Consider the following 15251-nt stretch of genomic DNA (forward strand, 5'->3'; position numbering starts at 1 on the left):
ATAGTACTTCACAGGCTTTTGAATATTGTAGTTGAAAAAATTAATCGTTTTGATTCTGCATTCCGAAGAGATTTCCTTTCTGAAATAATTTCAAATCTTCTTTTAAAGCTTTACTGTTGCGCTTGGTAAGTTCTTTCGAATCTAAATCACTTAAATCGGGTTTTCCGGCATTTACCCAGGCTGTGTACCAAAAGCTGGCAGTTGCTGTGATGGCTTTTTTCATTTGATTTTCGACCATTCCGTTTAATTCGGCATGCAACTTTACAGCATACTCATCTGAGAATTTAGCCGAATTGTATTTGCTCTTCACGATTTTTCCCTCAGCATCTACAACAAAAACCTGATTTTCCGGAGTTGTTGATCTTAATTTTTTATCAACCGCTAATAGAGGCTGAACCAGACTGTGTGTATCTTTGATCATGTCCCAGGTTGCTTTATGAATATCTTCATAATAGTGCGCTTCGGGTACATTTAATTTATAATTTTTAACGAATAACTCAGGCAATCTGCTTTCCCAAAGTGAATGAATCCCTTTTTGATCCGTCAATTGTCCGTCGTGATTGGCAGAAGTATGCAAAGGCATGTGTGCATCGCCGATATAATGTCCTAAATCTGCGGCAAGGAATAAAATTTCAGCTCTGTTTTTTTCTTTGAAGGCTTTAGTTAACTTAGCCATTATGTCTTCGATGAACCAAGGTAAAATTCCGTTATCATTCAGGAATTTAGCATCGTATTTTTTAGTTGCTTCTTCTAATGTTTTAGGCAGACTATCAACAGAAGTTTTGAAATTTTCCAAATCAATATAATGTCTTGGGTTTTCGTCTTTATATTTTAAAGCATATTTACGAATATCCGGAACAGAAGCTTCCTGTGTAATAAAATCGATATGATTGTAAAAAAAGACTTGTAACTGTTGTGGTAAAGCCATTACTGCTGCTTTATTGATACGTTCGTGTCCTACGATTCCCCATGATAAGGTCAAAAAACCAATAATAACTGCGAAAAAAGCTATTAGTTTTGGTTTCATTTTAAAGTTTTTCATTTGAATTTTATTTGAACTACAAATTTATTTCATTTAAAGATAATTCAAAAGAATACCAATTAATATTATGTTAATTTAATTTTACTCAGCTTTATCTCTAATTTACCAACAAGTTTGCATTAAACCTGCTTTGAGATTTTTTTTCAAAAGTTTGTACTATTTTTACTTTAAAAATTAAATATATGCGCCTGATTTATTCGAGTATTGTCTTTCTTTTCATTTCTATCTGTTCAGCACAAGATGACATTGTACAATTAAAAAATGTTAGCGACACCATTTTAAATTCCAAACGAGTATTGACCGTACCAGATCCTCTGAATGGAGTAAAAACAATGCAGCAATTATTTCCCGGAAGACTATACAAGAAATCATCCTACAACACTTTTATAAGCTGGAAATGCAACACTTGTAAACCCTCAGTCTACACAGATGTTAATGGCGTTGAAGAAGATCCATTATTTCCTTATTCGGAAGGTGTTGCAACACGACTTGATACCACAATCAGTTATTCGGATTCAAAAGGAAATCAATTCAAAATGTTGGTTTTTAATCATTCTGTTTATGATGCCGACGGATCGCAGACAGGGCGTTTTAGCGGAGGGCTTTTAGGATTAGCCAAATTTTCTAAAAATGGAAATATCTGGGAAATGAAGTCGTATCAACCTGCAATTGCTGCGTTTGGTGCTTTCTCTCATATACCTGCTTTGAAATTGGTAGAAATTGGCGAAGATCAATACGCTTTTTCGCTGATACATGCCAATGGTGGTGCAGGTGGTCCGTATAACGCATACCTTTATCTCATTGTAGGTTTTAACGGAAAATACCAGACTTTGATGGAACTGGGAGATTACAGACTTTCTAATAATGCTGAAGGAAGTACCGAATGGTCAAGTACATACAAAGTTGTGAATGATGGCAAGAAAAAGTTTTTCAGGGACTTTGCTATTACAACCAGAGGTTTCTATAAAAAAGCCAAAGGAACTGAGGATGACTTTGAAGTGGATATGCCAAAGGAGTTAAGCGAAATGGTGAAAACAAAAAAGCAATTTAATTTTACAATTGAAAAACGTCTTTCATTTGATGGCAAATGGTATACTGTCGTTGGTAAACCTGTTGTGAAATTTTCTAATATTAAATAAAAATTATTTCAAATAAAGAATTGACACCAAAGCTAAACCCGCAATAAATACCCAAAGGAAAACGCCCTGCAATAAAGGCCTTACTCCTACTGATTTTAAAGCATTACTATTTAGAGTTGCTCCGATCAAAAACAACGTTATTGTTAAACCGATTTTGGCAATTCCCACAATATTTGGGGTAAAAATGGCTATTTGAGGCACGTAAGAATTCAATAGCATTGCTAAAACAAACAATCCAATAAAGTACGGAATCTTGATTTTTGAGTTTTTATTTTTAAAAATAATTGCGGTTACAATCGAAATCGGAATAATCCATAACGCTCTTGCGAGTTTTACAGTTGTAGCAATCTGCAAGGCTTCGGCACCATATTTATTGGCTGCTCCTACTACCGAACTTGTGTCATGAATCGCAATGGCACACCATAATCCAAAATCCTTTTGAGATAAATCAAGCTGATGACCAATGAACGGAAATACAAATAAGGCAACTGAGTTTAGAATAAAAATCACACCCAAAGCTATCGAAGTCTGATTTTCGCTTGATTTAATTGTTGGCGAAATAGCAGCAATGGCACTTCCGCCACAGATTGCAGTTCCACATGAAATTAAGTGTGATGTTTTTTTATCGGTTTTAAGCCATTTCCCTAAAAGTGTACCGAAAATTAATGTACTGAAAATAGACAGGACAGTTAGTAAAAAGCCTTCTTTTCCTGCTGAAATTGCTGATGAAGCATTCATTCCAAAACCTAGACCAACTACAGAAAACTGCAATAAAAAGGTAATCGCTTTATGATTGAATGCTATAAATGGATTCCCAAAAACATTTACAATCAAAACTCCCAATAACAAAGCAATTGGCGGCGAAATTATTGAAAACAGACACAAAATGATTACTGCTCCAAAAATAAGCTGCTGAAGAAAAAGATTAACTTCAAATAAATGGGACGCTGTATGTTGTTGTGTTTTCAAAATAGGGTACTTAATATTTACCCTGCAAAGTTCTGCCCTTTATATGGAATTAGCCAATCGTAAAATACAATGGTCTATAACTTCAGGTTATAATAAGAAGCAATATTTTGAATAAATAATTCAGATAAAGCATCGGATTTTCCTAGTAATGTAATAATGTAAAAGTATCTTTCGATCGTTAAATTTTCAACATCCAAAACTATCAATTCATTATTTTTAAGCTCCTTGCCTACTGCATGTATTGACATGAAAGCAAAACAATCTGAATTAAGCAGATACGATTTGATGCTTTCCGTGCTACCCAACTGCATTTCGATTTGCAGATCGGATAATTTTACACCTACCTGTTTCAAAGCATATTCAATAACTTCTAGTGTTCCGGAACCACGTTCTCGTGTGATGAATTTCATGGTTTTTAAATCTTCCAGTGAAATTTCGTTTTGCTTTACTAAAGGATTTTGAGTATTGCAGACCAAAACCAGTTCGTCTTTTATAAACGGAACATATTTAATGGACTGATTTTTAGATTGTCCTTCTACAATTCCGATTTCGATTTCTTTGTTAATTAAGGCATTTTCAATCTGTTCAGTATTTCCATTCAGCAAATTGACTTTGATATCCTGCTGTTTTTGATGAAACCTTGCTAAAACAGGCGAAATAATATATTGTGAAATGGTCGTACTTGAACCTAATCGCAGTAATCCCTGACGTTCGTTACGAAACGAACTCATATCAAAGTCGATTTCGCGATAAATTTCGAAGATATTTTTGGTATGCTCTAAAAGAATTTTTCCTGCCGGAGTTAAAGCAATTTTAGAACCGTTACGTTCAAAAAGCTTGGTTTTATACGTTTCTTCGAGTTCCTGAATATGCTTGGAAACAGCTGGCTGGGTAATGTACAATTCTGTTGCCGCTTTAGTAAAATTAAGGCGGAGTGCAACGGTGTAAAATACTTTTAGCCTGAAGTCCATGATTAATTATTTTTAAATTCTTTGCGAATCTCTGTGAAATCTTTGAGAAACTTTGTGGTATAATTATTTTACAGAGATTCACTGAGCTTTCGCAAAGTTTTCCCTGAGATAAAATAAATATAAACTACAACATCCCATTATACTTCCTAACAAACCATTCCGTAGTCAATAAAGCAGCGATAAAAACCAATAACCAAATCCAGTCAATTAAAGGTGTTTTAATTGAAATGTTTTTCTCTATTGATTTGTATTCTTTGTTTTCTAAAAGTGTCTGAATCAAATCATCTGCCTGATTTTCGAAAAATGCTTTTCCATTAGTTTGTAAAGCCAATTGTTTTAGTTTTTGAACATCCGGATTTACAAATTGTTTTTCGATATCAAAATCCAAAATCTCAAAATGACTTGAATACGACGTATTGCTATTTAATTCTTTTACTGTAAAACTATATTTTCCGGCACCAAGACCATCTAAATTGGCAGAGAAAGAATTGTTTCCTTTTAGCAAATCGTAGTTTTTGCTTTGCTTCGTTTCGGCATTTGTAACCGTGATCGTTAATCTGGCTTTTTCGTCAAACTCATAGTTTTTATTGAAATATTGCGCATTGATTACAATGGCTTCTCCTGAATTATAAAAACTTTCATTAGTTACGACCAATGATTTTTTTGAAGCCGATGTTGCTAAAAACTGAATGATCTTATCTACAAAAACATCATATTTTTCGAATGACTGATTGTCGATATGACTTTGCAGACGCCATTTCCAGCTATTTTCTCCTAACAGAAAAGCGGTACGTTTGTTTTGATTTTCAGCGAAAGCTAATAAAGGTGCGTTTGTAGAAACGTTTCTGATTTTTGATGAAAGTAAAACCGATACATTTCCGTTAACTGTGATATTTCCGAAGAGATTTTGAAGCGGAGGAAAATTTTCAAAACCAATATTTTCTAACGCAAACAAATTAAACTGCGACTGAAATTCGGTTAAATAATCTTCTCTCTGATTACTCATTTTAAAAACCAGATTATTCTGTTTTTGGTTTAAGTAATTGAAATCGGTATTGGTTCCCGTAATAATAAAAGTATTGGTTCCGGCTAATTTGTTGTTGTCAAAAATAGGTTTAAAAGCACTATTGGGCTGATACAAAACCAAAACTGATACATCATTTAACTTATCGAGTTCATTTGGCTTTGCTAAAATCACTTTTCGCTGTGCGTTTGTTTCAATAGAACGTTTCAGCGCTCCAATATCAGGATGATTTATAGAGGAAACTATCGCAATCGTTGATTTTTGATCGATTACTTCAACTGCAAAGTTCTTGATGTTGTTGTAACTGTTTTTCTCTTTTACATTAGAAGAAATAGTAGCCCTGAAAATCTGCAGCCCAACTTTATCAGCTGGCAACAATATGTTTAGAGAAGCTGTTTTTTTAGAAGTGGAAAAAGAAACTTTTTCTCTGGCTAAGACTGAATTTCCCTGCGAGATTGTAAAATCTGCGTTAACCGCTTTAGTACCTGCATATTGCAGAAAAACTTCAACCGGGAATTTATTTTTATGAAAAGCGTATTTGTTTACGTTTAACTGATTGATTTTTAAATCAAAAAAAGTGGTTATATCTCCCACAACCAAAGGATACACTTTATTGACAGGATCAAAACGATATACATAATCGTTTCCTGTAGTCTGATTTCCGTCGGTAATGATAACAGTTGGAAAAATCAGGTTTTTGTTGATGCTTTTTAAATTCTTTGCAACCTCATCCAGATTGGTTTGTTTTCCTTTGAAATCAAACTTGTCCGAAGGTTTGAAATCGGCATCAAATTGATACGACTGGATTTCAAACTTATCCTGAAGGGCGGGGTTTGAAATTAACTTCTGATATAATTCAACTGTCTTTTTATCGGATTTTAAAGCCGTAATAGAACTCGAATTATCAACCGCAATTGCCAAAGGCGTTTTAGTAATTTCCAACGAATTCTTAGTCATTACAGGATTAATCAGTAAAACCAATAATCCGAAGATGACCAAAAAACGCAAAAAAGCCAAAAACACATTCACATTCGAATGGTTTTTGGCTTTATAAAAATATTGAAAATACGACAATCCACCAGCTATTACTAAAGAAAGTAGTAATAATAGAATCGTGTTTGTAGTCATATATTTATTTAGTTTATAGTTGTTAGTTTATAGTTTTTGGTTCTGAACAATAACAACAAACCATCAACAATCAACTTATTAAGTAAGCATTCCTCCGCAAACATTAAGTACCTGTCCGGTAACATAAGCGCTCAAATCTGAAGCCAGGTAAAGACATGCATTGGCAACATCTTCAGTAGTTCCACCACGTTTCAACGGAATTCCGTCTCTCCATCCTTTTACTACATCTTCCGGTAATTTTGCCGTCATCTCTGTTTCAATGAATCCCGGAGCGATTGCGTTGCAACGTATATTACGTGAACCTAACTCTAAAGCTACTGATTTTGTAAAACCAATTGCACCTGCTTTTGAAGCAGCGTAATTCGTTTGTCCCGCATTTCCTGAAACTCCAACCACAGAACTAATATTCACAATAGAACCTGCACGTTGTTTTAAGAAAGTCTTCTGAATTGCTTTTGTCATATTAAAAACCGATTTCAGATTGACATCAATAACCTGATCAAAATCAGCTTCAGACATACGCATCAACAGGTTATCTTTTGTAATACCGGCATTGTTAATCAAAATATCAACTGTTCCAAAATCTGCTAAAACAGCATCCACAAAAGTCTGCGCTTCATTAAAATCTGCTGCATTCGACTGGTAACCTTTTGCTTTTACTCCCAAACCGTTCAATTCTGCTTCCAAAGCCTGAGCTGATGCTACAGATGAACTGTATGTAAAGGCCACATTGGCACCATGTTTAGCAAAAACTTCGGCAATTCCTTTACCAATTCCACGGCTCGCGCCTGTAATGATGGCTACTTTTCCTTCTAGTAATTTCATATTCAAAATTAATTTTAATAATTATTTGTAGCTAATCCTGCTATCCGTTGCAATCTTTTCTGTTTTAAAGAAAAACACAAAAGGATTTCCACTTCTATCAGGGCTAAAAACGACTTGTCAAATATAGAACAATTCCTTTTTTAAAAAAATAACAATTGTAATAACCTTTTAATATTATAAAAAAAATCATCCTAAACCCGGGGAAAAACAAAAAGCAGTTCAAAGTGAACTGCTTTTCTTCTAAATAAAATAAAAACTTATATATAATTCATCTTAGTAATGAAAAAGAAAACTCCAAGTATTACTACCAAAAACAGCATTCTATAAATTGATGATTGAAACTCTTTTGTACCATTAAGCTTATCTTCCTTTCTTTGTTTTATAAGGCTAATAATTGCTGTCGGAATAATTACAATTATGGAGAGATACAAATAATATCTTGTGTATTCAGGATATAATAACGATATCGTTACGAGAATCAAGCCCCACAAAAAGAGAGCGATATTCATTGGTGTGATATATTTTTTATCATTATTTTAAAATTTAAAATTATTCATACTTATTAAAAAAGCAGCTCAGTCTGAGCTGCTCTTTCTTCAAAATAAAAAATTAAAACTAAACGTTTATTATTGGAATGAGTACGCAACCATTCTAAAAGGAGTTGTTGTACTTGTAAAAGTATAAGCCTTATAACCTAAACCAGATATTTCTGCAAAATACAAACCTTGAGGGTTCATAAACTGATCATCAAGATTTTTTAAGAAAGATGGTGTTGCTATTGCTGGAGCCCCTACAGCAGTACTTGATTTCCAAACACCTGGAGTAAATGTAACTGTTTTATTAGTAGCATTTGCAGTCAAGGTAAAGTAATGATATCTTCTCGCTATCGTTGCTCCTGTTGCATCTCCAAATCTGTATTCGATATAATTAGTTCCATCAGCATTATTAAACCACAGCTGCACTCTTGTCAGCATGGCACCTGCAGCCTGTTCTGAATTCCCTAATAAAGACAAAAATAATGCAGAATTTGCTCCTTCAAATTTTGTTAAATTATAAATGTACCCGTATACATTATTTCCGCTTCCTGGCAATAACAGTTTATAATCATCTGTTAATACTAATGGCGCATTACTATATTTAATCGATGCTGAAACTCCTGCAGTTCCTGTTGCTGTGAAACTCCCATCAGCATCATTATACAAGAAGTTAGTCAGTTTCTGACCTTTAACTTCTATAGCAGGACTAACCACAATTCCGGTTGGTGTATATCCAATTCCCATACTGATCACTTCTCCCGAATTATCTATAGCTTCTGAATTTGAGAACCTTGTAACTGATGAAAAAGAAAAATCATATTTTTTAGCTGTGGTTCCATCATTGGTTTCTAAAAATCTAAAAAGTGGTCGTGTGTCTTCGCCAATAACCTTTTCTTCCATCTCTAAATTCTTTTCCAAATCCACCCAATCCTGGGCTGTGGCTTTAACAAAACGAACTTCTCGTACCAACCTGTTGCTTTTAAAAATGATATCACCGTTTTCCTGACCATAATACAGGAACTGAAAATCACCTAAATACCCTTTTCCTCTTAAAGCGGCAGTAGGGTAATTGTCTGAGTCTGATAAAAGATGTATTCTGTTAAACGTATTAAATAACACACTTACAGTACTGCCTAAAACTACATCATAATCACTGGTATATTTTTCTGTATCATCATCAAAATCTGATGCCATTTCCACTTTTTTACCCGGTAAAAATTTAAATAAGTGTGTAAAACCGCCTAATTGGGTATCATCTGTAAAATACACTGCTTTCCATCCCTGCTCTGATGACAGCAGCAAGTCATTCAGTTCTTTTTTCTGAGCATTTAATCGCTCGGTTGGGGTTACATCAAATTTTTGCTCGGCATCTGTATCGCTGTTACAAGCACTTAAATGCACCACAAGCAAGGCCATCATTAAATACCTGAATATATTTTTTAGTTTCATAATATCTATATTAAATTATATGTTGATGACAATTAATTATTTATAACCTTATTCGTGTTTATCTCGGCAGCATCCCTTAAAGCATAAAAATCTATATTGAAGGCGTCTTTGTAGTACTGCACCACTATAGCTTCTTTTTGTTTAAGTTTTGCTTTTCCGATAGGATCAGTAATACTTGCAAGAAGAGCTGCATATTCAGCTTTTGAACTTGTTAATATTATAGAAGCTGTTTCTGCAAAATCTTCAGTAATATTATTTCGGGCATAATTTGTTACAAAGCCCAGATTTCTTGAAACGGTAAGGTTTTCTAAATGCCAGGTTCCTGTGTAATCTCCTGGAGATATCTTTTGCCATGTCTGCTTATCAAATGATTTATTTTGGTTTAAAATATGAACATATTCATGTTGAATGGTATGAATAAATTCTGTTACATTAGCGCGGTTTTTTGTGTTTAAATAATCGACTTCAAACAGCGTTATCCTTTGTCCGGAATCTGCAATTCCTAACGTTCTGGTTCCGTTCGAATTTGAATTCACTCCCCCTACCAGAACTATTTCTCTCGGAGCAATTATTTTTACAAAATCACTACCACCAACTGCACTATAGCTATCTAACCATATTTGCTTAACGACATCTAAAGCTGGCTGAACTTTATCAACCATTGGCGGAAACAAAAATCTGGTATTGTCTACAGTATTTTGATTCCATTTATATTGTGCATTAATATTATAAGGATCTAAATAATTTGCTTCTATCCAATTATCTAATGCAGTTTTTTCCGGAACTGTGTAATCTAACTGACTGTCTGTCAATGATTCTTCCTGTGCACATGCCCCAAAAAACAAAACACCTGCAAGCAAAACTATTATTCTGTATTTTTCTACTATTTTCATAATACTTTAATTTTGATTAAACTTATCTTGGATTTTTCTCAATACCGTAATTTGATGCGCTGATAGGTATTTGTAAAGCCCTGCGTTTATCATCTTTTACCAAGATATTGGTTGGTTTTCCGAAAGTTTCATGTTCCACAACAATATTAAAACGTTTTACATCAAACCATCGTAAGCCCTCGTGCACAAAATCCCTTCTTCTTGCTTCCAGAATAGCTATAATATAAGAAGTTTGTTCTGAAGTCATATCATAGAATGGTGTTAGTTCTCCTTCAATTTCAGGATAAAGAAACATAAAGTCTTCTGTAGTTAATATATCTGTGGCTTCATTATATCCTGCTGTTCTTGTCCCTAAAAAGAAAACTAATTCTGTATTGGCCTCTGCAATCCTGCCTTTCATTACAAGTGCTTCAATACGATTTAAATAAAACTCATCGTTAGAAAGCAGCACAATTCCGCAATAAGGCTCACCAATTCCGGCACTTATGTTAGTGTATTTAAAATATTCTTCGAACTTAGGAGTAAAAAGTGTTCTACTGCTGTTGTATGAATAAAAATCAAAGTACCATGCTTTTCCAAAGGGATTACTTGAGTCAAAAATTTCATTTTGTTTATCATTATTAAGATAAAAATTATTTGAATTAGCAGATCTTCCAATAAGACTATTGGGAGAAGCAATTAACAAATTCGAAGTGTAAGCCGACTTACCATACTCTACAAACTGTATATCCGGAGCCAGACTAGAGAGTGTAGCATAGTCTTTTAACTTCTTGTCTGGTTTAGAACCTATCCCTGCAGTAACTTCGAGTACTTTATCCCAGTCACCTTTTATTAAATAAAACCGGCTTGCAAATGCTTTAGCTGCCTCCTTATTAAAATGAAACTTAGGTTCTGCATAATTATTTGTTACTAAGGGAAGCCCATCTTCAATATCCTTTTCAATAAAATCAAAAACCTCTTTTACACTATTTCTTTTATAGGATTTCAACAATTTTGTCTCTGGTTCAGTTACATAAGGAACACCTAAATCAGTTGCAGCAGTTGCAGGATTATAACGATTAGACCAAAGAGAAACCAACATAAAATGAGAATAAGCTCTTGCCAATAATGCTTCTCCTTTTTGAGGATTTAAATTTGCAGGACTTCCTAATTCTTCAATTGATTTTAATGCCTGATTGGCGTGAGCTATCGCTTTATAACAGGCATCCCAATAGCTTGCCTCTGTATCAATATCCGTTTGATCATGCATTTCCCAATTATAACTTTGCTCGTTTTTGCGTGCTATATTACTTAACTCACCATCTCCTACATTATCAGACATAGTTTCTGCTATATCCATATAAGATGCTTCCGGAATAGAATAGACTAATAATTCTGAAATTTTTTCAGGCGTATCTATTTGTGTTCGATTATCCGGCACTTCAGAAAGAAAATCATCACAACTACTAATACTTATAAGAACTAATAGTAATATGGCTATTTTTATATTTTTCATAATCAATTATATTAAAATGAAAGATTTATTGTAAAACTGTATTGTGTTGTAACCGGAAAAGCTACTCCACCTGTGTTTCGGAATTCCGGATCCTGGCCGTTTAATGCCTTATCTGAATAGATTAACCAAGGATTTACCGTAGAGCCTTTAAGCGTAAATGTGCTGAGACCTAATTTTCTTTTAAAATCTTTAGGAAACTCCCAACTTAATGATACATTTTTAAGTCTAACAAAATCACCATCAGCAACTCTTACATCTGAATAATTATAGGTATTGTAAGCTATTGATAACTGATCCTGAGTTCCGTAGTTTTGTACCAATCTCTTATCAGCAATAACAGGTACGTTTGTAAATTGTTCATCTCCTGGATTAATCCATCGATTTGTAAAATCTTTTGTAAATACTGTTAAATCATCATACTGACTATCAAAAGCAGGGTTCAAACGAACTTTATTTCCTCCTGAACCTACAACAAATACATATAAAGACCAGTTTTTATAGGTAAATGTATTAGCTAATCCTATTGATTTATTTGGCTCAATAGAACCTTCATATTTTAAATAATCAGTAACATTTTCATTATCCTGAAAGTTAGCACCTGCAACATTATCTTCTTCTCCATCCTGCAAGATAAAAGTTGGAAGTCCCTGATTATTTAATCCGGTAAACTGATAGGAATACAATGAATTTCTAGGATGTCCTATAGTATTTCCACCGTTTCCATCTATAAGATCAAAGGCGGTAGGCTGATTTTCTAACTTCGTAATTTTCTGATCAAATACAGAAAAATTCAATGTTGTTGACCATTTGAAATTATCATTCACTATATTTTGAGTAGTAAATCCAACCTCAATACCTTTTGTTTCCATATTAGCATTGTTGCCTTGTTTTATTCTTTGGCCGCCAATACCTGATGTTACTACATAATCCACTAAATCAAATGCTTTACGACTGTAAACATCTGTTACAAATTGTATGCGATTGTTAAACATTCCCAGATCTAATCCAATATTAGTTTCAAACTGTTTTTCCCAAGTCAAATCAGCGTTTTGTAATTCATCAATACTGATACCTGTTTCTCTATCAGAAATTCCTAAACGATCGGTAATATAACTTTTATAAATAGCCAATGAATTTGTTGCCGGACCAGCTGTTGCGGTAAGCCCATAAGAAGCTCTTAAAGCTAAATTATTTATTGATTTTACATTTTGCATGAATTTTTCTTCGGTTGCATTCCACTTCCCACTAAATGTGTAGGTTGGCAACCATCTGGAAGAGCCACTGTTTCCTTGTCTGTTAGAACCATCATAACGCCCCGTTACAGATGCAGTATAACGACGATCGTATGTGTATCCTACTTTTCCGAAAAAACCAACAGTTCTTTCTCTCTCTTGATTAAAACCATAATAAGAGTTTCCTTCATTTATAATTTTTTCAATTATTCTCGGATCTGTAAAGGCTGTAAGACCTCTATCGTATTGAAGTCCTGCAGCAGTAAAATTGTCACTATTTCTGTCTAACGAACGTAATTCAGTTCCGAAGAAGCCTTCAACTTCATGTTTATCTCTAAATGTGTTTCTATAATTTACACTGTTTCTGACATTGTAAGATGTAAGTTCGTTTGTAAATTTTCTTAAGAAACCACCATTAGGCAATACCGAAATTGGCAATGCTGTTAAATCTTCAGGATCCTTGTACAAAAATACATTTGCCTCTCTAACAATATCATTTTCACCATCTATGCCGTATTCTGTTCCTGCTTTATATGCTTCTGCAACGTTAGAATTCTCAAAGATTTTATGTTCCCGTGTAGTATTAGCATAACGTGCAGAACCTGTCAAATTATAAGTCAGATTTTTATTTATTTTATATTCTAAATCCATTTGAAAACGAATGTCTTTTACATCAATTTCCAAAACATTATTTTCCAATTCATTTATAATGTTAAAAGGAGCCCAATTGTTTCTGCTATATTCTAAATTACCTTCATCATCATAGGGTCTCAGAGTCCTGCTTGTACTTAAAACATAATTAAAAGGGTTAATGTCAAAATCTCTTGTAACTTTACCAAAAACTTCATCTTTCTTACTATCATAACTACCCGGCGCTCCTTGATTACGAATAGAGGCCAATGTTGATAAAGTAATATTTAATCTGTCATTTATAAAAAAAGTTCCTTTTAAATTTGATGATAATTGTTTTACATCATCTGCAATTGTCCATCCTGGATCTGTGTAGTATCCCAAAGAAGCATAAAATGTATTGTTTTTTCCGCCTCCCGAAAAACTCAAAGAATGATTTTGCGTAATAGATGGTCTGAATAAAACACTAAACCAATCTGTATTTGCTAACTCATATTTTCTTAAAAAATTATTTATATTAGGCTGGCTATTCTTAACTCCATATTGTCCCCCCGAAGTGTCGTAAAGATTAATCTGTTTTGCAAGAATATTGTATACTCCGCCAGATCTGCCCTGAAAGGATGAAGGCATATCAAGAAAACCTTTTTCTCTCATTTCCTGAAAAATACTCATAGATTCCTGAGAGTTTAGAATATCATATTGTGTGTAGCTTGGAACTGTTCTTACAGTATTTTCTACTGAATATGTTACTTTTAAAGGAGCATCTCTACGGCCTTGTTTTGTTGTAACAACCACAACGCCATTTAAAGATCTTGATCCGTAAATAGATGTTGCTGATGCATCTTTAAGAATTTCAATACTCTGAATATCATTTGAATTTAATCCCGCAACAGAAGAACTCAACAATGTTTCTGAATTTCCTGAAGCCAGATCTGCAAAAGATATGTTAATTATATCTTCCTGTACAACACCATCAATAACCCATAATGGCTTTGTGTCTCCAAAAATTGATGATGATCCACGCACCGTAATTTTTGGCGCTGTTCCAAAAGTCCCCGTAATATTCTGAACGGTAACTCCGGCTGCTTTCCCTTCTATCATTCTACTGATATCCACTACACCATCAACTTTTAATTCGGAACCAGAAATTTTACTAATGGCACCTGTAAAAGTTCTTTTTGAAGTTTTTTCATATCCGGTAGTAATGACAACTTCTTTTAAATTCTGACCAACTTCACTTAACACAACCGTTGGAGAAGTATTTTCAATACCGATTTCTTTAGTTTCAAAACCTACATAAGAAATCACTAACTGACTGCTGTTAGCTGGCATTTCGATAGAAAAATTTCCATCAAAATCAGTCAGTACAGCTACTTTAGTTCCCTTTGCAAGTACTGTGGCACCAGGAAGCGGACTACCGCTTAAATCTGTAACCTTACCTCTGATTATAGGGCCTACCGATAAAATTTCGAATAATGGATTATGAGATTCATCGCTACTAAAACCGTCTAATTTTGTTTTTTTTTGCAAAATGATCTGATTACTTATTTCTGCATAAGTAATATTGAATGGTTTTAAAATTCGGTTCAGTATACTCTCCAAAGTTTCCTGATTTGCCTCAATACTTACTTTTTGATTTAGCTGTGGCAGTCTTGAATTGTATGAAAATTTTACATGCGCAGATTTTTCAAGCTTAGATAATGTATTATCCAAACTTAGGTTTTCAACTGCAATACTGACTTTTGTATCTAATTTTCTCTGTCCATTCACACTGTTTGCCATTGTAACGCTTGAAAACACAAGCGCTAAGACAAACTGAAATAGCGTTATTTTCATGATTCGATGGAGTAATCGTTGTTTAACAACTGGTTTTTTCATAATTTTGGTTTGGTTTTAATTATACTATTCGAGTGTATTT

Annotated in this window: 10 protein-coding genes; 1 reads left to right on the forward strand and 9 read right to left on the reverse strand. The window is 33.8% G+C overall.

Annotation, left to right across the window (positions count from 1 at the left end):
- Nucleotides 1–40: 40 nt before the first annotated feature.
- Nucleotides 41–1042, reverse strand: a complete 1002-nt coding sequence (locus tag DMB68_RS09005; protein ID WP_110346268.1) for a zinc dependent phospholipase C family protein — start codon at nucleotides 1040–1042, stop codon at nucleotides 41–43.
- A 182-nt stretch (nucleotides 1043–1224) separates the two neighbouring features.
- Here DMB68_RS09005 and DMB68_RS09010 point away from each other — a divergent pair, with 182 nt between their 5' ends.
- Entirely contained in the window at nucleotides 1225–2181 is a 957-nt protein-coding gene (locus tag DMB68_RS09010) for a hypothetical protein (RefSeq protein ID WP_110346269.1), read from the forward strand.
- 3 nt (nucleotides 2182–2184) lie between these two features.
- Here the strand turns inward: DMB68_RS09010 and DMB68_RS09015 are convergent, their stop codons facing one another.
- From DMB68_RS09015 to DMB68_RS09055, 8 genes are all read right to left on the reverse strand, one after another.
- A complete protein-coding gene (locus DMB68_RS09015; RefSeq protein WP_110346270.1) occupies nucleotides 2185–3150 on the reverse strand; it encodes a YeiH family protein in 966 nt (321 codons plus the stop codon).
- Nucleotides 3151–3224: 74 nt separating this feature from the next.
- A complete protein-coding gene (locus DMB68_RS09020) occupies nucleotides 3225–4121 on the reverse strand; it encodes a LysR family transcriptional regulator (protein WP_110346271.1) in 897 nt (298 codons plus the stop codon).
- Between the two features lie 124 nt (nucleotides 4122–4245).
- On the reverse strand, nucleotides 4246–6273 hold the full coding sequence (locus DMB68_RS09025; RefSeq protein ID WP_110346272.1) for a hypothetical protein: 2028 nt from the start codon (nucleotides 6271–6273) through the stop codon (nucleotides 4246–4248).
- A gap of 78 nt (nucleotides 6274–6351) precedes the next feature.
- On the reverse strand, nucleotides 6352–7098 hold the full coding sequence (gene fabG / locus DMB68_RS09030) for a 3-oxoacyl-[acyl-carrier-protein] reductase (protein ID WP_110346273.1): 747 nt from the start codon (nucleotides 7096–7098) through the stop codon (nucleotides 6352–6354).
- A gap of 626 nt (nucleotides 7099–7724) precedes the next feature.
- Entirely contained in the window at nucleotides 7725–9083 is a 1359-nt protein-coding gene (locus DMB68_RS09040; protein ID WP_110346275.1) for a DUF4302 domain-containing protein, read from the reverse strand.
- Nucleotides 9084–9115: 32 nt separating this feature from the next.
- Entirely contained in the window at nucleotides 9116–9976 is an 861-nt protein-coding gene (locus DMB68_RS09045) for a zinc-binding metallopeptidase (RefSeq protein ID WP_110346276.1), read from the reverse strand.
- A 22-nt stretch (nucleotides 9977–9998) separates the two neighbouring features.
- A complete protein-coding gene (locus DMB68_RS09050) occupies nucleotides 9999–11471 on the reverse strand; it encodes a RagB/SusD family nutrient uptake outer membrane protein (RefSeq protein WP_110346277.1) in 1473 nt (490 codons plus the stop codon).
- Between the two features lie 11 nt (nucleotides 11472–11482).
- Nucleotides 11483–15211: a SusC/RagA family TonB-linked outer membrane protein gene (locus DMB68_RS09055; RefSeq protein ID WP_110346278.1), complete on the reverse strand. Its 3729-nt coding sequence runs from the start codon at nucleotides 15209–15211 to the stop codon at nucleotides 11483–11485.
- Nucleotides 15212–15251: the final 40 nt, after the last annotated feature.

Origin of the sequence: Flavobacterium hydrophilum (assembly GCF_003202405.1) — a bacterium.
Lineage (GTDB): Bacteria > Bacteroidota > Bacteroidia > Flavobacteriales > Flavobacteriaceae > Flavobacterium > Flavobacterium hydrophilum.

Coding starts and splice junctions, on each gene's coding strand:
- DMB68_RS09040 (WP_110346275.1), bottom strand. CDS start 9,083: ATGAAACTAAAAAATATATTCAGGTATTTAATGATGGCCTTGCTTGTG.
- DMB68_RS09025 (WP_110346272.1), bottom strand. CDS start 6,273: ATGACTACAAACACGATTCTATTATTACTACTTTCTTTAGTAATAGCT.
- DMB68_RS09055 (WP_110346278.1), bottom strand. CDS start 15,211: ATGAAAAAACCAGTTGTTAAACAACGATTACTCCATCGAATCATGAAA.
- DMB68_RS09050 (WP_110346277.1), bottom strand. CDS start 11,471: ATGAAAAATATAAAAATAGCCATATTACTATTAGTTCTTATAAGTATT.
- DMB68_RS09045 (WP_110346276.1), bottom strand. CDS start 9,976: ATGAAAATAGTAGAAAAATACAGAATAATAGTTTTGCTTGCAGGTGTT.
- DMB68_RS09010 (WP_110346269.1), top strand. CDS start 1,225: ATGCGCCTGATTTATTCGAGTATTGTCTTTCTTTTCATTTCTATCTGT.
- DMB68_RS09020 (WP_110346271.1), bottom strand. CDS start 4,121: ATGGACTTCAGGCTAAAAGTATTTTACACCGTTGCACTCCGCCTTAAT.
- DMB68_RS09005 (WP_110346268.1), bottom strand. CDS start 1,042: ATGAAAAACTTTAAAATGAAACCAAAACTAATAGCTTTTTTCGCAGTT.
- fabG (WP_110346273.1), bottom strand. CDS start 7,098: ATGAAATTACTAGAAGGAAAAGTAGCCATCATTACAGGCGCGAGCCGT.